Raw genomic sequence first — 22,122 nt, 5'->3', positions numbered from 1 at the left:
TTATTAATGCCTTGGATTTTTTTAGTAAAACGAAGATTTTAACTTATGAACGAAAACGATTTAAAAATATTTGCTTTAGGGGGTTTGCATGAAGTAGGGAAAAATTGTTACATTTTAGAAAAAAATGAGGACATAATTATTGTTGATTGTGGAATTAAATTCCTTAATAATAGTAACAGTTTAGCTGATGGAGTAATTCCCGACTTCTCTTACTTATTAGAAAATAAAAAAAAAATAAAAGGTTTGTTTATTACTCATGGGCATGAAGACCATATCGGTGGTATTCCTTACTTGTTACAACTAATTCCTAACATTCCTGTTTATGGATCAGAATTTTCTATTTTGCGTTTAGAACAAAATCTGAGAGACAAAAAGACAAGAAAAACTATTATTTTTCGTGATCATACTATTGTTAATACTAAAGAATCTAGCCAAAAAAAAATGATAAATATCACTGGTTTTTTATATTTCATTTCAATGCATCCAAAAAAGAAATAATTTAGGGTTGCCTTTTAATATGAAGAGTAAAAAAATAAAATTAAGGTATAGAGCGAATGTTTCAATCAGAATAATGTATAAAGATAGGAAATAATTATCTATAAGAAATTTTGTGCTTATAGCTCAGTGGATAGAGTGTTTGATTGCGATTCAAAAGGTCGGAGGTTCGACTCCTCCTAAGCACGCCATTATTTTAGAAACTTAGTGTTGTTTATTACTATACATGAATAATTTTTGATTTTATTTTAAAAGTCAAAAAAGAGGTTTGGCGGAAATTGAACTTGATAGTTACGAAAAAAGCATTCTTTTTTCTCCCTCAGAATTTCAAGAAACAAGATTTCAGAAGCTGATAATTTTACCGACCACTTCTCAGACACAAAAAACATTTTTAGAAAAAAATGTAGTTGGAGAATCAATGATCGTTAAGAATGTTCTAAGAAAAATCTTCCCTCCCTTTGAATTATTAACAAGAAGAAAATGATAAAATTAACTGCTTATAATTTTGAAACAGTTGAACATTATTGATTTGGAAGAACGAAAATCTTTTTTTTGCTCCTTGAAATAAGATCCAGATATCTAAGATACCTCCTTATTTTTGTAAAAGAAAAGGAAAAAAATGAAGAATTTGATGAAACAAACGAAATATGAAACTTTTAAATCCTTCATTAACTCCTGATGATCAAGAATATCTAAATAACAATGATAGTAATCAAGGATTCTGAAAAGTTTATAAGGATCAATTAAACTAGCAAAATCCTGAATTTAGACTTTATTTTCAAGCCAATAAGGTTAATAAAAATTGCACTAAGAAACGTGAAAGAATAATGAATATTAGAAATTTTTTCTTGGTCGTTCTTTGCTCTCTGTCAGAAATCGAAAAACTTATTAGTAATTTAACGACCATAAGGAAAAAAGTTTGCTAATTTTGTGGTGATAAGACAAGTAAAAATGGGCAATCTGACTGAGAAAGGCAAAACGGCAAATTTTGTGAGCAAAGCAAACAAAGCAACTTATTGAGGTAAGAAAATAACAATAATTTAAATCGCAACTAAGAACTTAGAAAAGCAACTAAAGTTGGAAAAAAGAAGTAGAGAAACAAAAAGATTTTGATTGAAGAATTTTCTGAACGATCAGCATGCTTTTATTAATTTTATCAGTTGTTTCTATCTATATAGTTATAGTAAAAAAAAGAGAAAAAATAGATAATAACAAAATTTATGGATAGTAATTTAAAAATATTTGCTTTAGGGGGTTTGCATGAAGTAGGGAAAAATTGTTACATTTTAGAAAAAAATGAGGACATAATTATTGTTGATTGTGGAATTAAATTCCTTAATAATAGTAACAGTTTAGCTGATGGAGTAATTCCCGACTTCTCTTACTTATTAGAAAATAAAAAAAAAATAAAAGGTTTGTTTATTACTCATGGGCATGAAGACCATATCGGTGGTATTCCTTACTTGTTACAACTAATTCCTAACATTCCTGTTTATGGATCAGAATTTTCTATTTTGCGTTTAGAACAAAATCTGAGAGACAAAAAGACAAGAAAAACTATTATTTTTCGTGATCATACTATTGTTAATACTAAAGAATTTCAAATAGGATTTTTTCGAGTAACTCATTCCATTCCTGGTTCTTTTGGCTTAATAATAGAAGTAATAAGTGATAATATTAGAATAATTATTACTGGTGATTTTAAATTTGATTGAACAGAAATTGGTGAAAAAACTGATTTGATTAAATTAGCAAAAGCTAGTGAAAAGGGTGTTGATCTTCTTCTTAGTGATTCAACTAACGCTGAAATAGAAGGCAATACTCCTTCAGAAAAAAAAGTAATCAGGCGTCTGGAAAGTATTATTAACGAAGCCACGGGACGAGTAATTATTACTTCTTTTGCCTCTAACGTTTATCGTCTAAAAGAAGTTATTGAAATTGCAAAAAGAACTCAAAAGAATATTGTTCTACTTGGTTCTACATTATTAAAAATGATAAAAATTATTCAAAAAGCTAGTTTATGAAAAATAGATAGTTCAGTTTTTTTAAAAGCTGAAAAAATTAGCAAAGTTCCCAATGATAAATTAATTATTTTTTGCACTGGATCTCAAGGTGAAGAAAAAGCAGTTTTGAGTAAATTAGCCCATCGGATTTATCCAGGATGAAAGGTAGCAAAAGGAGATTCTATTATTTTAACCTCTTCTCCGATCATGGACAATAAATCCCAAATCGAAGCTATTAATGATAAATTATTCGCTTTAGGAGCCAAAATATATGAAAATAGTAAAGAAGATTTGCTTCACTCATCTGGTCATGCTTGTCAAGAAGATTTAAAGTTAATGTTAAAATTAGTCAATCCTACTTATTTTATGCCAGTTCATGGAGATTTTAGAATGATAAAAAAACATGGTTATTTAGCTCAAGAATTAGGTATTTTAAAGGAAAATATTTTTGTTTGTCAAAATGGAGAAATGGTAGAAGCAAGAGATAAAAAATTTTTTTTAAGTAGAATTAAAATGCCAATTCAATCCAATTATGTATCTAATGGAAATCTATTATCCAAAGAGGAACTAAAAAGCAGCTTAGAATTAAGAAATAAAGTACTTGAAGGAGGACTCTTTTTAATTGTTATCTTTTGCAATAAAGAAAAGAAGATTCTAAATAAAATTCCTCACATTTTTACTTACGGATTTATTAACATAAAAAAAAATGAATATCTAATAAATGAATGAAAGAAAAAAATTAATGAATTTATGATTGTTTGTATTCAAAAAAAAAACGACTGAAAAAGAGAAATTAAAGACTACGTAGATAAAGAACTATTAAAGAATTGAACTAGGGAAAAACCTTATATTTGTCCTCTTATCGAAGAAATATAAGAAATTTCACATGATAAAAAACTTAAACAATAAAACATTAATATGGTAGATAAAAAAGTAACCTTGACTGTCACTATTAAAAAGGATAATTATGAAAAGTTAAAAAAGTTAGTTTCTCAGGGAGAAGTCAGTAAACTTATTAATAAATTAATAGAAGAAAAAATAGAAGTCATGGAAAAAGCAATAGCTAATGAATATCGTCAAGAATCTCAAGATAAGATTATTGATGAAGAAGCAGAAAGTTGATATAACATTCATCATCACCATAGAGACAAAAAGAAAGAAGATAATGAAAAAAAAAAGTAAAAATGATCAAACTGTTGTTAAAGGAGACGTTTTCTGATTTGATCCTTTAAAAGAAACAAAAATTGATGGTTCGCCACTTGCTTTAATCTTAAGTGGTAAATTACATAATGAACACGCTGATCATTTTATTATCACATTAGTAAGTAGCAAATCAATTGCGGATGTTAGGGATTTTTTTGAAGTCCTTTCTGAAGTAGAAGACAAAAAAATAAAAATAATCACTTATATTATTCATGCAGTTGGTAAAGAGTCATTTCTTAAGCAAGCAAAATATTTAGGAAGACTAAATAAAGAAGCACTAAAAAAGATTAATGAAAAGGTTAAATTAATTTTGGAATTAGATAACTAAGTATTATAATTATAAACTTAAAGTTTTGTTTAGCATATTGAATAGTTCTTGCACGATCACAATTTTGAAATTTATAATTATTTAGAGCTTTTTGGAGGCGTGGCCGAGCGGCTGAAGGTGATAGTCTTGAAAACTATAATACGGTAAGTATCAAGGGTTCGAATCCCTTCGCCTCCTCCATTTTTATTTGAAAAAAATATGTCCGAAATGATTTTAGCAATAGCAGCTTTTTTATTTATCCCTACTGCTTGTTATTATCTTGTTAAGAAATCTGATCGACGAATTTACAGTGGAAAAGATATCATTTGAATAGTTACTTTTGCTTATTTATGGAGTTTTCTCAACATTTTTATTCACGAATTTGGTCATGCTTTAACGGCTCGTGGTTTTGGTTATGTAGCAAGTAAAATAAGTGTTGGTGTGGGGTGGAAATTGTTCAGTTTCGGTGGAGGAGAATATACCGAAATGACTTTTCAGATTTTTCCTGTTTTTGGTTATACACATGCCAAAATGGGAAACGCGGGTCAAGAAATAATTGTTCTAGCCATGGGCGTTATCACCCAATTTCTTTTTCTTGGCTTAGTTTATTGACTACTAAAAAGGAATAAAAAATGGCAAGAAACATTAATCGGCTATTTTTGTTATCATTATGCGATTAAAACTGCTTTTTGATTAACCTTTGTTCTTAATTTCCCTTTTGTTTTGTCTGGTTCTGATTGAACAAGGATTGTTATACTAATAAGAGATTTGCTAAAGGATTCAAATTTTTAGTCCAGTTTTTTCGAACAATTTTAATAATTTTGTGTGAAATAATCTCTAAAAAGTTTATCCATATCAAATTTTACTAAAAATAATTTATAAAAGGATCCTTAGGTCTCAGTTGGTAGAGCTCCCGGCTCATAACCGGATGGTCGGAGGTTCGATCCCTCCAGGATCCACCAAATCTCAAGAATAATCTAATTCTTCAATAGAATCCTAATTTTTCGGGGGTCCATAGCTCATTTGGTAGAGCATCTGTTTTGCACACAGAAGGCGGTCGGTTCGAAACCGACTGGATCCACCATAATTATTAATGTCATTATGAAAATTTAAAAAGAAAAAAATTGTAATATGTCTACTATTAATAGTGATAATAGGAGTTTCTTTCATAACTTTTTTAGTTTCTCGGAGCAATAAGCAAAAATCTAAAAGTGGGAAAAAGCGCTCTTCACAAAACCTAAATGATATTACAAAACAAAGAGAAAATTTTCTAAAAAATGAGTTGGAAAAATTACCTCACTGGGAAAAACTAAGCATAGAGAAAAAAAATGAGTTAAAAAATGATTGCAAAGTTTCTCAGCCACAACAATTTCTTGGTATTTTAGAAAAGGCAAAAAAACTACTTGCGAAAAAAATTAAAGAGAGAAAAGAACCCGAACCAAAAAACCCAGATAAAGAAAGTAGGGACAAAGATAAAAAAAACAATAATCCTAATCCTAAAACTAACGAAGGTGAAGTTAATAAGCCCACTAACGACTGAGCAACAAAAATCGATTGAACTGCAATTAAACCTACTCAAAAAGAAAAAGAATATGTTAGAGGACAAATACTTCCTATCTCCTCAGTCGGGACTGAGTATCGCGATTGCTATAAGTTAGATAATATGCTTCCGCGAGGAAGTGCCCTATTGACGGAGGCAGGAAAAGGAGAACTTAAAAATAATGGCATTGAAAGCATTATTCATGCTGCTCCTGGTTCGACCGCGAAAGAACAAGAAGATGAGTATCATCCAATTTATAAAGGCATTTTACGAGCCATCCAAAATTCAATTATTTTGGCAGAAAGAGAGAACTATGATAAAATAGCTATTCCTTTTATTAGGGGAGATTTTTGAGACATGTTTGATGATATTGAAGCCACTGCTAAAGCAATTATTTATGGATCACTTAACCAAAGAGAAAAGTTAAAGGAAATCATTTTTGTTCTCTCTCCTGATAAAAAGCAGGATAGAAATAGCACTGAATTTAAGTTTATTGACTACTTTAAAAAATATTTCAAAGAATACCAGCGAGAATACCCAGACCGAGCCAAATTTGGAAGAGTGATAGAAGGGGATATTAGAGATTTCAGTATTCACAGAGCCAAAGTAATTGTCAATGATGCTAATATGGAAATGGAATGAGCCGATGGAGTTTCCGAATTAATTAGACAAAAAATTAATAATTATCAGGAAATACAAAATAAAGCTCAGGAATTAATTGGCAAGTTCAATTCTTCGCTTTCCTCACCATCACCTACTAATAATAACCAGCCAAAATTAGAATTTGAGGTTTGATTTGCCTCTATGTTTTTTGTGCCGAAAAATTATCCTGCTAATTTAAACGATTATTGTGGTTTCACCCTTCTAAATCAATTACCTGGCAAAGATTGTGATGATAAAATAAATTGATTTATTGTAAGTAGAAAACATCCTGTCGTGTCAAAATTATGATCTGAGAGCAAAATGTGTTATAGTAAAAATCACCCTTATAAACTTACTATTCTCCAAAAGGATAGAAACAAAGAGATTTTTGAAGTGGGTGATTTTTTTGAGTTAGAACCTAAAAAATAGTCATTAAAAAGTAAAGAGGAAAGAAAGACAAAAAATTGAACATATGGCAAAACAATATTTTTATGGAGAAGTTGATTATAGTTCGTTGGTTAAGGTTCGGAACACTTTAAATCGAATTCTACAAACTTCCCAAAACGAAGCAGAAAAGATGGGAGTAGTGAAAGCGTTTGAAATTTGTTATGAATTGTCTTGAAAAATAATGAAAAAAATTTTGGAATTCCAGGGAGTAGAAGTGGGTACAGCTCGCGATGTTTTTCGCGAAGCGGCTCGTTTAAAATTACTTATTGATGCTGAGAATTGGTTTGTTTATATCAAAAAAAGAAATATTACTAGTTCATGCCTACCAACCAGAGATTTTGGATGGTTTATTTACCAATACTGCCCAAGAATTTTTGCAAGATTTAGATTATTTATTAAATCAAATAGAAAAGGAAGCACCTAAATATGCTACAAATAGAAACTGGACACCGAGAAATTGTTAATTCAATTCTGTCCAAATATCCTTATCAATTCTATGCTTACGGTTCTCGAGTCAAAAACCGAGCCAAAAAATATTCTGATTTAGATATTTGTTTTTATGGAAAAATACCTTGGAATGTTCTTAGCCATATCCAAGAAGATTTAGAAGAATCTGATTTACCTTTTAAAGTGGAGATAATATCCTGAGAGTGAATGAGTTCAGAGTTTCAAAAATTAATTAATTCAGATTTAATACTAATAAAATAAAAAAGGAAGTGTACCCAAGTGGCTGAAGGGGCTGGCTTGGAAAGCTGGTAGAGATGTTAATAGCATCTGCGGAGGTTCGAATCCTCTCGCTTCCACCATTTACATTTGACTAAATTGTGGGTTTTCTGGCTTGTTTGCTAAAAAAAGTTAATCATTTATTCTTCTTGTTTAAATAACTTCACAAATTCTTGTTTATTTCTAATTTCTAGTGTTATCTACCTGTCTTGGAAATTTTTCATTAACTTGACTAAGGCGTGAAGATTTTTAACTTTGGCTGGCTACCACAAACTCAATAATATCAGGGTGTCAATCAGCCAACATAATCATTTGAGCTCCTCGACGAGAACCTCCTTGTTCAACTAAGTTAGTTAATAAAAAATATTATTATATGGCTGAAAAAAAAAGTAAAGAAACTCACTTTTTTAAAAAGGGTTATATTCATATTTACAAAGGCGAGGGAAAAGGAAAAACAAGTATCTTGAATGGCGCTGTAACAAGAGCTCTTGGTTACCCAGAAATGAATATCAAATATTTACGTTTTTTAAAAAACCGTGAATCAGGAGAAATCTTATTCTTTGAAAAAAGCACGAGCCTAAAAGTTGAAAATTTTTATCATTTCTCTAAGCAATTCATTTGAGAAATGAATAAACAGGAAGATAGAGAAACATTGATTAGTCAGTTTAAAGAAGAAACAAGAAAAGGATTTGAAAGACTAAAAAATTTGTTAAAAGATGATAATATTGACTTGATTGTCGTTGATGAAATACTTGGTTGCATTGAAAACCAATTTATTAGCGAAAATGAGATAGTTGAAGCTTTAAAAGAAAAAAAGGAACATATCGAGGTTATTCTTTCGGGTCGAGAACCTAAAAATGGCATGAATAAATTAGAAGATATTGCTGATTTAATAAGCGAAATTTCTTTAAAAAAGCATTATTTCGAGAAAAAAGTCTATGCTAGAAAAGGTATTGAATACTAAAAAGGACAAGAGACGAGAAAATAAAATTTCTTATAAGAAGTTTACTTCCCAGATAATTAAGTGTTTTCTTTTAGCTACAATGTCTGCGATTTTTACCAATAGTGTATGGTCGATTACTGGTAGTCTTTTTTACCAAAATGAAAAAGTGGAAGATTATGCTTCTTTTACGCCTCATTATTTAGAAATAGAATTTTTAAACAAAGAGAATTTTATTATTTTTAGTTTTCTTTGAGTTTTTTTATACTTTTTGTTTACCTATTTATATAATTCTTGATCCGAGAGATTAATAATTAAAGTTAGTGAACACATCAAAAATCGACTGCTAAGAAAATTTCGCGTTTTAAAACTAGAAGAAAAATTAAAGAGAAAAGGAGAAATTAACCATTTAGTAGAAATAGAAAGTGATGTAGTTGCAAATATTTGGGTTAATTTATGCAGAAAATTATACGAAGGGACTTTCAGTCTTTATTTATTACTTTTTTCCTACTGGAAAGCTAAGAATTCTGAAAGAGAAATTAGCAAAGAAACAATCATTTTTGCAGTTTTTTGACTAATTTTCATTAATGGATTTGTCTATTTTTTTAACAGACTAGGGTCTCAGTATGGAAAGTTGAGTAAAGAAAAAGTGGATAAAGAATACGAATTAATTAACAAAGAAATAAATAATTCGGTTCTCATCGACGGAATGGGTTTAAAATCAAAATATGAAAAAGAGCAACTGATTTTAACTAGGAGAACAAAGAGAAGCAAATTTTTTTATAAAAAAATACTCGTATTAAGCAAATCTGTACCATGAGAATTGTTAATTAATCTTTTTCCTCTTTTACTATTGTTCTTAATTCTAGATGAAAATTTTATTGGAGCCAACTTGCTTATAACTTGAAATATTCTTAATAATTGTGCATTACAATTTGGATACTTGTGAAACTATTCTGACTATGCAACTTCCCAGGAACGAATTAACAATTTTCTTTTCCTCCCTGAAAAAAATGATAATTCAACCGGGATTAAATTAAATAAATTCACTAAAATTAAAGCTTTGCACTTGCAAAATGTTACTTTTAGTTACTCTGGATCAACTCAACCTATTTTAGAAAATTATAATCGTACTTTTTTAAAAGAAGAAATTAATTATTTAACTGGAGCCAATGGGACAGGCAAAAGTACTATTTTGTATTTACTGTTAGGAATGTTAGTTCCTCAACGAGGTCAAATAATAGTAGAGACCGAACCAGGAATAACTTATAATTTACATCAAGATCTTAATTTGCAAACTTGACGAGAACAAAATGTAGTTTATTGTGCTCATGATAACTTAATTGAAAGTGGTTCAACAGGACAAAGGCAATGAACTAATCTGCAAAATACTCTCAGTACTAAATCAGAAGCTCAAATATTTCTTTTTGATGAAGCTAGCAATGCTTTGGATTCAAAACAGAAGCAAGAACTTCAAGGAAAAATAGAGAAATTAGTTAAGCAAAAAAACTTAGTTATTAATGCTAAGTGTTGAAAAAATTAGCGCTTTTATTTTCTTTTTTAGTACCTATCAATCAGAAGTTAAAAGTAAAGATATTGAGGTAAAGAAACAAGAAGATGAAATTAAGTTCTTAAAAGGTAAAGCAGAACAAGCACAAGAAAAGTTTTCTAGCGAAAGAGAGTATTCCAAAGAGGGAAAATTGGAAGAGTTTGCTATTCAGTTCGGAATTAGTTTACAACAACTTGATAGTTTACGTAAATATTATGAGAGATTAATTGTGCTTCTCGCAAGAACTATAACCAAGACAATATTGCTACTCATGAAAGTAATATTATGACAGTTAAGCAAGAAATGTTGAAAGCGGGAATTAGTATTGCTGATATTCAAAAAATCTGTCGTAAGTGTGAAAAATTGGCTGAGGTGCGTTTCGAGTTAGAAGGAATAAGGCAACAACAATATCAAGCTTATCAGGAACAACCAACTAATAATCAGTAATTATGACAAACTTTTACTAAATACTAGAAGTAGGAAAAGATGCTACTGACGAGCAAATCAAAAAAGCCTATCGAAAATTAAGTTTAAAATGGCATCCTGATAAGTGAGCCGTCAAGCCTGAAAGCGAGAAAAAACAGGCTGAGGAAAAATTTAAGGAAATCAGCCGTGCTTATCAAATACTTTCTGACTCTATAACTAGAAATACTTATGATATCTATGGTGAAGAGTTTGAAAATTTTGGTTTAGGTGGTGATACTTCTTCTAGCACCGATGAAATAAGAAGAGAATATGCCGAAGCTGAAGCTAAAAAACAAGAATTGAAAAAACAAATGCTAATTGCACAAATGCAAAGTTTGAGCATTTTACTAATAATTGATGAGTTTATGGAACATATACAAATAACTGAAAGTAGTTTAGATTCTAGTTTATGAAGTTCTTATAGTGATTGGAAAGAAAAAATTAGAAGTTTGCCTTTTGAAGAGGTTGATGCTTTTCGGGAAAAGATGATTAAAGCTATTCGTGAGGCAGAAAAAAATAGAGATGATGTTCCTGGCAATGATGAAATAACTATTACTAAAAATAATTCTGTTAAAAGAGTTGAAGACTTATTAAAAAGTCGAGAAATAGAAGCAGAAGAGTTAGAACCTGCTAATCGTAATTATAAGGAAGTTATTTTTAATGCTGGAAACACTTCTGAGGAAATTTTTGACATTGAGGAAAGAATAAAAGATGATATTATTTTGAAAGAATTGAAAAAGAGAAAAAATGATGAAGAAGAATTTCAACAAGAAGAGGTTATTATCGATGGAGTTAAGTATAATTATAATAATAGCCAAATTCCTTCTTTGTATCTGATAGGATTTATTGGTTTGTTAATAGTTGTCGGAATAGGATTTTTAATATACAAAGATAACGCTAGAAAAAGAAGAATATATTAGAGAAAATAAATATTTGTATTTGTTTAAATATAAAGAAAATAATTATGGTATGTAAACATATTGCTGAGGCTTTAAAAAAAATAGATGAATTAGGGAAGAAGTTGAGGTCAACTGATCCTTCTCTTTATGAAAAATTAGGTCCGTATGTCGAGTATGAAATGGCCGATAAACAATTGAATTTTTTAGTAAGAGCAGCAGATGAAATGACCGGCAAAGCAGCAGAATTTTTAAAAACAGATTTTATTGATAAATATGGGACTTTATCTCCGTTTCATATAAATTCAGTAAAAGCACAATCTCTTTCGAAATATGTTATAGAAATAATTGAAATATTGCAGGGTTGTAAGTGTTTATCTGAATTAAAATCTGAGGTAGTTGACAAGCATTATGATCCATTGTTGAACAAACATAATAACCTAGTTGTTAAGTATAATTCTTCATTAACCGAACATGAAAGTTTACAAAAATCTTTTGGAGAGTTAAAAGGACAATATGATGAAGTAAGTGTTAATTATAAACAAAAAGAGTGAGAATTAGAACTAAAAGAAAAAGAATACACATTAGCACAAATGCAATTGGTTAGTTTGAAAATTCAATCAGAAAGCTATTTTTCTCAATTGGTTGATGTTCGCAAATTATTAGAAGATAAAGAGGAAAAAATAACAGAAATGATGCTAATATTGCCTGAGAAAATATAACTGCAACTAAGGAAGGTTTAGTAGAAAGCGGAATAAGTATCAACAACATCCAAAAACTTTGTAAAAAGAGTGAAAAAGTTTCCCGATTAGAATTACAGTTGGAGAAAACTCATGAACAATATCAGAATAATCAAGAAGTTCCAACTAATAACTATTAATTTTCTTTAATTTTTTTTCTCATTTTGAGCATTCTGAATTCTTAATCGTTTCATAAATTTTCCTTAGTAAATTTTTATAATTTATAAAATTAATACTAACATATAAGTAGTTTATCTTGTATATGATCAAAGAACAAAAGAGTTGAGTTGATACATAAAAGGAAAATTTATTCCTTTCTGATTTTAATAAAACAAAAATTATGACCAAATGATGTAATAACTGTGAAATATATAGATCGGAGTGAAGTTCAGGGTATAAGCCTTCTAGTCGTTGTTGAAATTGTGATAAATGAACTTTGGTAGGTAGTGATGCAAAAAATCTTTATGAGTGGTGAGGTAATGATATTAGCGGAGACCAAAAAGACAAAATTGCTAAGTTTGGTGTCAGCACTAGTAGTTCGAGTAATCAAAAATATCCTTCGTGAACTTTGACAAAGCTCTACTATTATGATATAATATGAGAAAGAAACAAAATATTTATACCAAAAAAAAATCAATTTATGGTTTTTTTCTCTACGTGGTGAAATAATAATTGTGTATTAACTGTGAACGGAGATGACAACTATGCAGTAAATTTGCTGGTTTATGAAATGCCTTCGCGAGAAATGAAAGAAATATTAAAAGAATTTTATGTCGAAGGTGGTTATTCAAGTTTGTATAGTGCCAAGAACAAGGTAAAAGAAGTCGAGACAACCTTAAAGGGCGAAAATCCAATACTTTACAAAGGAATTAATCGAGAAATAGATTATCCTCCTTACAATGACAAAAGTTCTGGAGGTTTTTTTCTTTCTTTTTGGTCTTTTTTTGGAAGAAGAAATCATTTAAGTTCGGTTTTCTCAGAAGTTAAATCTACAACTTTACATTATTCTGATGACGAAGAAGATAAATTACCTTTTTCTTACTCCGGATCTTCTTTTTTGGGAAACTTTGCTTCCTCTTCTAGCAAGTTTTTTGAGTATAGCAAAGTTTCCCATCTATTGACTTCTAAATACCGAGAATTTCTAAATACCGACCCCGATAATTTTATCAAACCTTTGGACATTATTAAAACAAGCAAAGATAAAACCATTCATACCGGAATTTATCTCGGTAAAAGGAAAGTTGCTCATAATTTAGGAAATGGTATTGAAATTGCAAATTGAAAAGATTTTGGAGTTCGAGTTGGTAATCCTAATAAAATGACTCGTTATCACCCAATCATTCCTTTTAAGAAACCAGAGAAAATAATCGAACACATCGCTAAATGTGTGGTAAATAGTAGTTGGAGATTTGATATAATAAAAAATAATTGTGAACATTTTGCTAATAAGTGTATTTATAGCATTAACATATCAGAGCATATGGAGATGAAGAAAAACCCAGAACAAAATTATACAAGAAAGCAATTAAATGGTAGTCCGAGTATGTCATCAGAAATAAATCGAACTGACAATACTCTTGATGATTCAGTTAGTTATAGACCACAAAGCAAAATAGATAAAATAAATAATTATAAAGTTTATCATCCGCAAGGAATAGATATGGAGTGTTCTATTGAAGTTAGCCCGAGATATAGTTATTGATATCACAACGAAAACTAAACTTTTATAAAAAAAATGATTAATTAAAGATATAATAATTTACACATGACAAAGAATTTAAAAGAAAAAGTATTAAAAAATCCTGAAAAATGAAATGTAATTTTCTCTGAAAGTCAATCAGGATTTTCAGTAGATGATTATCGTGAACTTAAACGGGCTGTAATTGAGAAAGTTATTAAACCTTGCAAAAAAGGTGACTGAGAAGTTAAGAATGTACTTACAATGAATGGTGTTTATGGAAAACAAGAAGATACTGTTCTAATCCATAAGTCAGCAAAATTGAAATATGATAATGAAGGTATTTTGGTTTGAGATTTAGGCAAAATCCATTACAAGAATGCTTTTGATAATGAAGAATGAACTGAGATTGAACAAGTTTTGAGTGAGAAAAAATGATGAACAAACAAATTCCACAAGAAGAACACTCATTGAAAACTAGGAGTGCTTTTTCTTATTGTAAACATTAAGTATAGGAAATAGCACGTGAGAAAGCAAAAATTAAAGTAATATTAATATTCTCTCCTGAATATCATAATTGAAGCTAAACACTTAGCTTATTATTTAAACTATTTATGAGTATTTCTCTTGCTAACTAGCTGGCGACATTCTTATAAAACACGCACATAAACACAACGCTTTTCCTCAAAATTATTGGTTCTGCTAAACTTTAATCTTTATTTAAACATCGCATTTGTCCTGAGTTTGGCAATGATTACAAGTGTAACAACCATTAGCCCGAACTAATTTTCCTTCTCCGCAAGTATGACATTTATCCTCATTTTTCAAGTTTTCGGAACTATTATCATTTTTTTCTAAACTAAGCACTTGAAAATCCCGACTGCCATCTACATAAACAGTTCCGCCTTTAGCTCCTCTTTCGTACAATCTTTCATAGATTTTTTTTACCTGCTCGACACTATAACCACAAGGAGCATTAATAGTTTTGGAAATGGAACCATCTATTCAGCGTTGAATAACACATTGAACATCAACATGCTCCTCGGGCTTCAATTCCATCGCCGAAACGAAAATGTCTGGTAATTTTTCTGAGTTATATTCAGGATGATATTTTAACCACTCTTTAACTATTGGATAATCAACCTTAATCCATTTACCTAACCGCCCTGAACGATAATGAGAAAAAGCAAAATAAGGCTCTAAGCCGGTGGAAACTCCTACTAGAGTTCCCGTGCTACCTGTTGGAGCAACAGTTAATAAATGGGAGTTTCTTATTCCATATTCTCTAATTTGGTCTTGCATGCTCTTTGGTAAAGATTGAATAAAGGCCGATTTTTCTACAAACTTATTCTTATCTTTAAGGAAAGGAAAAGAGCCTTTTTCTTTAGCAAGTTCAATCGAAGTTTCATAAGCGGTTAAACAAATAGTTTCAAATAATTTATCCACTACTGAATTGGCTTCTGGTGAGCCATACTTTAAACCTGCATAAATTAAAAAGTCATGAAGTCCCATTACTCCCATGCCAACTCTTCTTTCTCCTTTGGCTTGGTCTTTAAGAGTAGTATCTCCTTCTCCTTTAATTGGAAAATAAAAACTGGCGTCAATTATGTTATCTTGAAATCTAACACATGTTTTTGCTGTTTCTTTTAACTCTTTTCATAAAATTTCAGAATTTTTTTTATTTACAAAAGAGGCTAAATTAATAGCACTCAAATTACAAACTGAATAAGGAGCGAGAGGTTGCTCGCCACAAGGATTAGTTGCTACTACTTTTTGTCCATAACCTCGCACATTAGTAAATTTATTAGCCCTATCAATGAAAAATATCCCTGGTTCAGCCGAATGAGTAGCACAAACAATAATTAAATTCCACAGCTCACGGGCTTTAATTGTGTAATGCTTTTTCAATTCATGTTTTTTTTCTTTTCATTCATAAGCATCACCTATTTTTTGTCATTCTTTTTCATAAAATTCTTTTTCTTTTTTTATATCCGGAAATACTAAATCTCATTCTTGGTCGTTTTTTACTGCTTTCATAAACCGGTCAGAGATACAAACTGAAATATTGGCTCCTTCCAAAAAATCAGGGTTTCTTTTCATATTTTCCAATTTATTTTTAATTTTCTCCTTTATCACTTCATTTTGACTTTTTATCATCAATTCAGTTAGAACCCGTGAGTTCTGCATTTTTGCTACCACAAACTCAATAATATCAGGGTGTCAATCAGCCAACATAATCATTTGGGCTCCTCGACGAGAACCTCCTTGTTCAACTAAGTTAGTTAGCAAAGAAATATCGTTTACTCATGACACTGCTCCGCTGGACCTTCCACCTACACTTTCTACTATTGCTCCTCTAGGTCGCAGAGTGCTACCATTGCTGCCTACTCCTCCACCACGCGACATAATTTCTAACACTTCTTCTCGATGACGAGCAATACTACGACGGGAATCAAAAATATAAGGCATTACATAACAATTAAAATAAGTGACTTGGTTTTTGCTGCCGGCTCCGTGTAATACCCTTCCTGCTGGAACAACTTTAAAGTCTCTAATTTGCTCGTAAAACAATTGAAAATAATTTTCTTTTAATATTTCTTCTTTTTCTTGGCTAGCTATTTCCTTCGCCACACGTCAAGCTATTTGTTCATAATATAACTCCAAGGGTTTTTCAATTTCAAAAGTCTGTTTAACTATACGGTTAGAAGTACTATTATGAAGGATATTAGGATCAATATTATTTATAAATTCTTCTTCAATTTCAATAACTCAAAAGTCAATATCATTATCAACAAATTTATCAACTATTTTACCAATTCCTTTACTGGGAAATTTGGGGTCATATTTAATATTAGTAATAACTATATCTCCTACTGCTAGAGATTTCAATTCTTTATCTTTTTGGGAGTAGCGATCCAGCATGACCAGACGGGATATTCCAGACAAGGTTAAGCGGAAATCTTTTTGAACCGGCGAAAAGTGGTTAAAATGGTTATCAATCAAGTTATTTAGGCGTTTTATATAGGCTTCGGAATAGATTTTATTTTCACTCATATAAAATCATTTTAATAAATCTAATCACCTCCCAAAAAGTCAAATTTAGTAAGTTAAAAAATTCGCTTGTTAAACTCTTTTTATTAGCCACAATATCTGTTTTTATTACTCATTTTTTTTGATATTATGTAAAAAAAACAGTAGACAACTATGCTATTTTTGTCCTCCCGCCTTCGCAAAAGGCGGTTTGTTACGTTGAGCCTTTAGTTGCCATTTCTTTGCTTGTTAGAGGTTCAAGGTGAAAGGTTAATGAATAAGACAAATAGTTGCATCTAAAAATTGTTATGTTGAGAATTAGGAGAAAAATTAAAGAGAAAAGGAGAAACTGCTTACATTAATAATCTAGTGGGTAGTGGCTGATATCTAAGTCAATTTGATCAAAAATGTATACAAAGGATTTGTTAATCTTGGCTTGCTAATTTTTTTTACGACAAGAGAAGAGGGTTTTAAGGGAAAAAGTATCAAAAAGACATCTATTTTTTTTAGTTGCCTGGATATTTATCTACTTTTTTAACCAAACAATTTTTCGATACGGAAAATTAAGTAAAAGAGCAATTTAAGAAGTTTTGAAGTACTTAAATAAGCGAGTAAGGATGTGTTTAATCTACTTATCACTAAGAACTTCGAGTTTAGCTTCGAATTTTGATTCCCTTTTTTTCAGGCGTCGTGCTGAATTTTTCATTGCTTTTTCTAAGCTTTTACCTCATATTTTATTTACCACTTCACGACCACATTTACATAAAACATCTCTTTTAACAAGTTCGTTCAATTCTTTTTCAATACTTAGTTCATTTTCTAAATTCTTGATAATTTGTTCTTGATTTTTAATAGTTTTCTCTAGTTTCTCACTCTTTTTTTGTCAATCTGAGGTTCGTTTTTGTAAATCAGATATATCGTTTTGCGAGCTGTTTTTTTCTTGTTCCATAATATATGTTTTATATTGTACAATGTTATAATCGTTTTTTAGTATCGGTAGCAATCGCCTTTCTAATTAAATTTTTTTACGACTAACTAGCTTTAGCGCAAACTCGATAAAACACAAATCAGAGCTAATTTAAACAACATGGTTAGTAGTTAATTCTCGTCGACAATTAATGCAAATAAATTTATCTTAGTAATAGTTTTTCTCTGTGTTAATCTTTTGCTATTTAGCTTCGATTATCAGATAAGTCACATCATTATCTTAAAAATTTGGTGCTTGTAGAAATATTTAAATTCTTTTGATCCAGAGAAGCTACTATAGCACTTTAATTTCTTTAGTAAATTGATTAATTAGATAAATTTAATCGATGTTTCTCACAATTCTTACATTTTTTATTAAAACATTTAAGATTTTTTTTTTTCATTCTTTTTCCAAAAAAGAATGAGGATTTTGTTCGCTATCGTTATCTAGAGCTAACGAACTTTGTTCACATTGAATATTTAACATATCTAATATGGTGTACCACTTCCCATTAGACAATAGATAGATTATTTCCTTTACTAGCTTCTTTGGTTTTTTACATATAACACGGTACTCTTTTTTATTCATAACATTCTATTTTTAAAGTCTTTAAAGGCTTCATACATAATTTATTTTTTTCTCTTTCTTTGCAAAATAAAAGATAATAAAAATAGATTTTAACATCTATTTTGAACTAGTTCAATACGAATGCAATCATCTTGAGCACCGCGTTTAGCGATTGGCATGAGTAAAGGTTGATGAGAAAAAGAACTACTCATAACACAAATTCTGTAGAGACCAGGATTTAGAAGTGATGTTGCATTGACAGAAACGCTTAAAATTCCGCTGTTGTCAGGTTTTTTGTTTAATCCCGCAAAAAAAACAAAGTCTTTAGCATCGGGAGGATTTTTATCATTGATTTTTTGAACAGTAACGTGCTGATGACCTTTTATTTGTCCTTTGTTATTAAGACATTGAGAAAATGAATAGTATCTATTATCAGCATTACTAAAATGTCCGAGCTCCAAATTACTCGTAATTACCGTCACATCAAAAGCCTTATTAGATGGAAGTTTTTGGTTAAAGTCAGGTTTTATAATGAGGGAGGAAACCATATTATTGATATTGGGTATTTCTCCCTGTTGAGTAGTAGAAAAAAATCCATCCCTAATTTGCTTACCTTCATTAGAAGGCAGCTTGGATTTTTTGCAAATGCTATCAACATTTTTAGCAGGAGCCAAAATTGAATAAAATAAGATGGCAACGAGGATAAAAAGAATTTTTTTCATATTTTAGTGAGTAAAAATATGTGTAAAATTTTTAAGAAAATACAAATTATTTAAAAATAAAATGGGTAGATAGCTTCAAACCATTATCAAAGATGTATTAGAAAAAAAGAGAGTTTATATCTAAAATGTAATACAATTGTATTGATTTATTAAGCAAAAGAATATGTTTCACAGCAATTTATTTTTAACAAAAATTTGAAACTAAAATGATGCTTTTTTTTGGATTTTATCTTCTTTTTAATTTTACATTTCATATTGTTTGAATTGAATATTAATACGGTATTGTTTTATCAAATTTCTTCCTGCAAGAAAGCTTGTTTCGAAGAATTCGATAGAAATGAGTTACAACATATCACGTGGTCTTCAAAAGTTTTTCACTTGTCTACGATATAGTTTTAAGCTTTAAAAAAGTGGCTAATTCTTTTCTAAAATCATGATTATCCAACTATTTACGTTATTTAGATAATCATGATGATAAAAATATTCTCTATCGAGTTCAACTAGGAATCTTTAGAGGCAAAAACCTTTTTTTCTATGAACTCTTTAAAACTTTAGTTAAGAAGCTCTTAATTTAAATCTTGTTAGATCACAGGTTTAATAATATGCCAAAGTTTTTAGGATTAAGTAGAGAGAACAGCTATTTATTGCTTTTATTTCCAAAATTTTTGCTAAGTTTTTTTGATAAATGTAATTAGATTTGCTTTTTTAAGCTCTACTAGTAGTAAGTAGTTAAATTTATAATAATAAAAAAGTAAAACTAGTAATAAAATAAATATAAATATGAATCTGTCTGATCCAGTAGCTAATATGCTAACAATTATACGTAACGCAAACATGAGAGGATACCGCACAGCGATTTTTCCCTATTCTTCTTTTAAATGAAAGATATGCAAAAAATTAGAAGAAAACGATTTTCTTTTGCAATGCTGGTTTGACGAGAAAAATAGAAATATTAAAGCAGATATTAAGTATTCTAATCAAAACAGTCATATTCACCAAATAAAAAAAATCTCTAAACCCTCGCAACATATCCACTTAAAAGCTAAAAATTTAAAAAAACACTGCCGCAACCGCGGCGTTTATCTTATTTCTACTTCTGCCGGATTATTAACTCATCGAGAAGCTTTAAAAAAAAATCAGGGAGGAAAAGTTATTTTTTTTATTAGTTAGGTTAAATTAAGATACCATAAATGTCTTGTGAAGTGAAGATAAAATTTTTCAATCTCTACTCTATAGAAAACATTATAAACTGATGTTTTAACTATGTTTTTTCTAATAACTTTTCTGAAGAATAAAGTATAAATCTGAGCCAAAATGTTTCTAATTCATAACTTACTTCTAAAATCTATTCAAATTTCATAGGCAGTTTTTTTGGCTCAGAGAAACTCTTCTATTTCTTTGTATTATTCCTGAATAGGAGTCTGTTTTTTCTCAGATCAGATTGTAAGATCAATATTCATATTATGAAAATTTGCGTAGTAAAATTATATGTTATTACCTAATATTATCAAATATATCACGCACTCAGCACAGAAATTATTAAAATCATAGTGAGAGCAATTATTAAAGGCAGGGTTTAGGATAAATAGAATCAGTTTGATTAGCAGCAACGCAGAATTGGAAGTATTGCCGTTTAAAGGTCAAGGTTGTTTGCATAATCTGATACTTTTCATTGTTAATGCTAAAGTACTTTTTAGATTTTTTACATAGTTTTTTCCAACATACTTTGTCAAAATAAGGACCAAAAAAAATAATAATAAATAATTTTGTAATACATTTAAACTTACTAGTGAGAATATTATTTATTACAAATAAAACTCTTTATTCTTTTTTAATGAACACAAGTATTTATTTTGATGTTTCATTTTTTCGTTTCAGATAGAAAACTAAGCTTAAAGTTATTGTTTTTTAGCAGTGTATAAATAAAGTATAAAAAATCAACTTGTAGCAATCCTTTTTATCATCAAAAACTTTTTTTTGTTTCCAAAATAATTCCGATTTCCTATGTCTGATATCAAAAAAAAAGAATCTCTTGATTTTGACAATTTTGAAGACATTTGTTTAGTATATAATGACGACAAAAAAAAAGAAGTTAATGAAAACAATACAAAAAGGATTTCCTTATTTTTTTTCCTTAAATGCTTTAAAAAAGATCCGTTAATTTTTTTAGTCTATTTTTTTATTTTCCTGTCAACTTTATTTTTAATGATATTAATGATTGGAAGTTGCAGTTCTATTTACTTGTCGAAATTTGAATTTGATGACAAAGTCAGAAAAATTATTAAAAAAGATAATATAACTTTTAAACTGTATGGTTATTGTATTGATAGCAAGTGCTCTAAGTTTTCTTTGATTAATAATTTTGATAAAGGTGAGAAAAGTTTAAATTAGCATTGTTTTTTCATTTCAAAATTAGCATGCTCAAGATTTTCATCTTTTTTTTATAGTGCCGACTTCTGATGAAGTATCTTCTTCAGATAAAGAAACTAAGAGATTTTTTAATCCAGGTACTACTGTAGAGGATGTTGGCAATGTAATTGAAGAGGGATCAAAAGAGTTATTGGCAAATTTACTTAAAGGACTTGAGAATTTCCAACCAAAGAATCCAACCAAAAAATTGTCTGGAATATTTTCTATGCCCTACTTAATTTCCATAGCCACTAACTTGATTACATTTGTTTTTATCTACTTACATCTACCGTTTTTTGCTACCTTTTTTTTACTTGCTTCAATAATTCTAAATGGTTTAGCTCTAATTTTTGATATGATATTATTTATTTGGGTATTTAATTTAATTGCTATTTTGCCTGGCATTAACAAGCAAAAAACAGGATCCGGCGTTTATTTAGCTATATGGAGCTTGTTCTTTCTGTTAATTGTTTTAGTTCTTATTTATGTGCGTCGTTGGTTAAAATTAGCAAAAAAAGTTTCTGAAATGAGAATGAAGTAAACGTTTTATATTATTATCTATTAAAATTAAAATGAATTTCTTTTTTTATCCTATAATATAAACACTATCGAGCAGGATATAAAACTAGTTCTTGTCAATATAAGACTTTTTTAAACCCTTTGTCTAAAACTAAACAAATTTGAAAAATATTTTCTAATATCCCTTTTATCCAATAAAAATCTATGCTATGAATTAATTGATGCAAGGGTTGGTTAACTATTTTACCAGTTCCACTCAAAACAAGCAACTCTTCACTTT

The 22,122-nt window shown here is 29.4% G+C and carries 22 protein-coding genes, 5 tRNA genes and 1 pseudogene; 24 read left to right on the top strand and 4 right to left on the bottom strand.

Annotated features, from left to right (window positions below; all coding sequences use genetic code 4):
* The first annotated feature begins 45 nt into the window (after positions 1–45).
* The 21 genes and pseudogenes from GvMRE_RS12390 (at position 46) to GvMRE_RS12305 (ending at position 14,150) form a co-directional block, all read left to right on the top strand.
* Positions 46–498: an MBL fold metallo-hydrolase gene (locus GvMRE_RS12390; protein ID WP_147411544.1), complete on the top strand. Its 453-nt coding sequence runs from the start codon at positions 46–48 to the stop codon at positions 496–498.
* Between the two features lie 112 nt (positions 499–610).
* Positions 611–686: transfer RNA gene (locus tag GvMRE_RS12385), tRNA-Arg, on the top strand.
* A gap of 1,029 nt (positions 687–1,715) precedes the next feature.
* A complete protein-coding gene (locus tag GvMRE_RS12380) occupies positions 1,716–3,374 on the top strand; it encodes a ribonuclease J (protein WP_147411543.1) in 1,659 nt (552 codons plus the stop codon).
* A 42-nt stretch (positions 3,375–3,416) separates the two neighbouring features.
* Positions 3,417–3,680, top strand: a complete 264-nt coding sequence (locus tag GvMRE_RS14030) for a hypothetical protein (protein WP_172575423.1) — start codon at positions 3,417–3,419, stop codon at positions 3,678–3,680.
* The gene (locus GvMRE_RS12375) at positions 3,664–4,029 is read left to right on the top strand and encodes a type II toxin-antitoxin system PemK/MazF family toxin (protein ID WP_172575422.1); all 366 of its coding nucleotides are present in this window, start codon (positions 3,664–3,666) and stop codon (positions 4,027–4,029) included. The genes GvMRE_RS14030 and GvMRE_RS12375 overlap by 17 nt, the downstream gene beginning before the upstream one ends.
* A 93-nt stretch (positions 4,030–4,122) precedes the next feature.
* Positions 4,123–4,209: transfer RNA gene (locus GvMRE_RS12370), tRNA-Ser, on the top strand.
* Positions 4,210–4,227: 18 nt separating this feature from the next.
* The gene (locus GvMRE_RS12365; RefSeq protein ID WP_147411541.1) at positions 4,228–4,800 is read left to right on the top strand and encodes a site-2 protease family protein; all 573 of its coding nucleotides are present in this window, start codon (positions 4,228–4,230) and stop codon (positions 4,798–4,800) included.
* A gap of 92 nt (positions 4,801–4,892) precedes the next feature.
* A tRNA-Ile gene (locus GvMRE_RS12360) sits at positions 4,893–4,970 on the top strand.
* Between the two features lie 46 nt (positions 4,971–5,016).
* Positions 5,017–5,092, top strand: a tRNA-Ala gene (locus GvMRE_RS12355).
* 198 nt (positions 5,093–5,290) lie between these two features.
* The gene (locus GvMRE_RS12350; protein ID WP_147411540.1) at positions 5,291–6,619 is read left to right on the top strand and encodes a macro domain-containing protein; all 1,329 of its coding nucleotides are present in this window, start codon (positions 5,291–5,293) and stop codon (positions 6,617–6,619) included.
* A gap of 43 nt (positions 6,620–6,662) precedes the next feature.
* A complete protein-coding gene (locus tag GvMRE_RS12345) occupies positions 6,663–7,061 on the top strand; it encodes an HI0074 family nucleotidyltransferase substrate-binding subunit (protein ID WP_147411539.1) in 399 nt (132 codons plus the stop codon).
* Positions 7,062–7,063: 2 nt separating this feature from the next.
* Positions 7,064–7,345, top strand: a complete 282-nt coding sequence (locus tag GvMRE_RS12340; RefSeq protein ID WP_147411538.1) for a nucleotidyltransferase family protein — start codon at positions 7,064–7,066, stop codon at positions 7,343–7,345.
* A gap of 4 nt (positions 7,346–7,349) precedes the next feature.
* Positions 7,350–7,443, top strand: a tRNA-Ser gene (locus GvMRE_RS12335).
* Positions 7,444–7,733: 290 nt separating this feature from the next.
* Complete coding sequence (locus GvMRE_RS12330) at positions 7,734–8,324, top strand: cob(I)yrinic acid a,c-diamide adenosyltransferase (RefSeq protein ID WP_147411537.1); 591 nt, start codon at positions 7,734–7,736, stop codon at positions 8,322–8,324.
* Positions 8,299–9,843 carry an ATP-binding cassette domain-containing protein gene (locus GvMRE_RS12325; RefSeq protein WP_147411536.1) on the top strand — a complete coding sequence of 515 codons (1,545 nt, stop codon included), beginning with the start codon at positions 8,299–8,301 and terminating at the stop codon, positions 9,841–9,843. Before GvMRE_RS12330 ends, GvMRE_RS12325 begins: the two co-directional genes overlap by 26 nt.
* 291 nt (positions 9,844–10,134) lie before the next feature.
* The gene (locus GvMRE_RS14025) at positions 10,135–10,296 is read left to right on the top strand and encodes a hypothetical protein (protein WP_172575421.1); all 162 of its coding nucleotides are present in this window, start codon (positions 10,135–10,137) and stop codon (positions 10,294–10,296) included.
* A gap of 20 nt (positions 10,297–10,316) precedes the next feature.
* A pseudogene (locus tag GvMRE_RS14585) lies at positions 10,317–10,496 on the top strand (DnaJ domain-containing protein); the annotation flags it as partial.
* A 129-nt stretch (positions 10,497–10,625) separates the two neighbouring features.
* Positions 10,626–11,234: a hypothetical protein gene (locus tag GvMRE_RS12320; protein ID WP_245939647.1), complete on the top strand. Its 609-nt coding sequence runs from the start codon at positions 10,626–10,628 to the stop codon at positions 11,232–11,234.
* A gap of 44 nt (positions 11,235–11,278) precedes the next feature.
* A complete protein-coding gene (locus tag GvMRE_RS12315; protein WP_147411535.1) occupies positions 11,279–11,932 on the top strand; it encodes a hypothetical protein in 654 nt (217 codons plus the stop codon).
* A 358-nt stretch (positions 11,933–12,290) separates the two neighbouring features.
* Entirely contained in the window at positions 12,291–13,670 is a 1,380-nt protein-coding gene (locus GvMRE_RS12310; protein ID WP_147411534.1) for a lecithin retinol acyltransferase family protein, read from the top strand.
* Between the two features lie 45 nt (positions 13,671–13,715).
* Entirely contained in the window at positions 13,716–14,150 is a 435-nt protein-coding gene (locus tag GvMRE_RS12305) for a hypothetical protein (protein ID WP_147411533.1), read from the top strand.
* A 198-nt stretch (positions 14,151–14,348) separates the two neighbouring features.
* Here GvMRE_RS12305 and GvMRE_RS12300 read toward each other — a convergent pair whose 3' ends face one another.
* The 4 genes from GvMRE_RS12300 to GvMRE_RS12290 all read right to left on the bottom strand — a co-directional run bounded on the left by GvMRE_RS12300 (position 14,349) and on the right by GvMRE_RS12290 (position 18,914).
* On the bottom strand, positions 14,349–16,682 hold the full coding sequence (locus GvMRE_RS12300; RefSeq protein ID WP_147411532.1) for an adenosylcobalamin-dependent ribonucleoside-diphosphate reductase: 2,334 nt from the start codon (positions 16,680–16,682) through the stop codon (positions 14,349–14,351).
* A gap of 604 nt (positions 16,683–17,286) precedes the next feature.
* Positions 17,287–17,607 carry a hypothetical protein gene (locus GvMRE_RS12295; protein WP_147411531.1) on the bottom strand — a complete coding sequence of 107 codons (321 nt, stop codon included), beginning with the start codon at positions 17,605–17,607 and terminating at the stop codon, positions 17,287–17,289.
* A gap of 357 nt (positions 17,608–17,964) precedes the next feature.
* Positions 17,965–18,111 carry a hypothetical protein gene (locus tag GvMRE_RS14020; RefSeq protein ID WP_172575420.1) on the bottom strand — a complete coding sequence of 49 codons (147 nt, stop codon included), beginning with the start codon at positions 18,109–18,111 and terminating at the stop codon, positions 17,965–17,967.
* A 191-nt stretch (positions 18,112–18,302) separates the two neighbouring features.
* Positions 18,303–18,914, bottom strand: a complete 612-nt coding sequence (locus tag GvMRE_RS12290; RefSeq protein WP_147411530.1) for a hypothetical protein — start codon at positions 18,912–18,914, stop codon at positions 18,303–18,305.
* Positions 18,915–19,694: 780 nt separating this feature from the next.
* Here GvMRE_RS12290 and GvMRE_RS12285 point away from each other — a divergent pair.
* The 3 genes from GvMRE_RS12285 to GvMRE_RS12280 all read left to right on the top strand — a co-directional run bounded on the left by GvMRE_RS12285 (position 19,695) and on the right by GvMRE_RS12280 (position 21,864).
* On the top strand, positions 19,695–20,084 hold the full coding sequence (locus GvMRE_RS12285) for an uS8 family ribosomal protein (RefSeq protein WP_147411529.1): 390 nt from the start codon (positions 19,695–19,697) through the stop codon (positions 20,082–20,084).
* 834 nt (positions 20,085–20,918) lie between these two features.
* Positions 20,919–21,305, top strand: a complete 387-nt coding sequence (locus GvMRE_RS14015; protein ID WP_172575418.1) for an SUR7/PalI family protein — start codon at positions 20,919–20,921, stop codon at positions 21,303–21,305.
* Positions 21,306–21,360: 55 nt separating this feature from the next.
* Positions 21,361–21,864 carry a hypothetical protein gene (locus GvMRE_RS12280; RefSeq protein WP_147411528.1) on the top strand — a complete coding sequence of 168 codons (504 nt, stop codon included), beginning with the start codon at positions 21,361–21,363 and terminating at the stop codon, positions 21,862–21,864.
* Positions 21,865–22,122: the final 258 nt, after the last annotated feature.

The sequence above is a fragment of the endosymbiont GvMRE of Glomus versiforme genome (assembly GCF_003546845.1).
The sequence above is the reverse complement of the archived record's forward strand: the minus strand, read 5'-3'. Positions and strand labels throughout refer to the sequence as shown.